The following is a 527-nucleotide window of genomic DNA, read 5'->3' as shown; positions in this document are numbered from 1 at the left end:
GTTTGTTATGCGTTATAAGGTAATACATTGTTCTAATGAGACGATGTATAGAGGCAATCGTGTGTGGTTTGGTTGAAGTCACTTGCGATTGTCTTTTCCGTTTCTCATAGAAGTCTGCGATATGACAGGGATTGGTGTGGCTAGCTGAAGCGATGTTATGAATGCACTTAAAGAGAATCTTTCTGGCATAGGGATTCCCACGTTTAGTGATATGTTCCTTGGCTAGAAAGTTTCCAGATTCATAGTGTCTGAGGTCAATGCCGATAAAAGCATTGATTTGATTGGCAGAGTGAAATCGACGAATGTCACCAAGTTCGCCAATAATACTTGTCGCTGTGGTTTCAGCTATTCCAGGAATAGAGAGAAGAATCTCGTATTCTGGCAAAGATTGAGCCAATGCTACCATCTCCTCTAAAACACCTTGTCTGTGTTCAGAAAGCCTAAGTAACTCCCCTGCATAGTATTTGACCTCTTCTATCACTGGAGAGGTTTTCTTAACCGCACAATAAGACTGATTAGCTAGTTTT

1 protein-coding gene is annotated in these 527 nt (G+C 41.0%); it reads right to left on the bottom strand.

Going from position 1 to position 527, the window contains the following annotated elements:
- The coding region (locus tag QM469_RS10565; protein ID WP_414276812.1) for a transposase at positions 1-527 on the bottom strand (527 nt) is incomplete at both ends.

This window comes from Streptococcus infantis (assembly GCF_047464215.1).
GTDB lineage: Bacteria > Bacillota > Bacilli > Lactobacillales > Streptococcaceae > Streptococcus > Streptococcus infantis_P.
The sequence above is the reverse complement of the archived record's forward strand: the minus strand, read 5'-3'. Positions and strand labels throughout refer to the sequence as shown.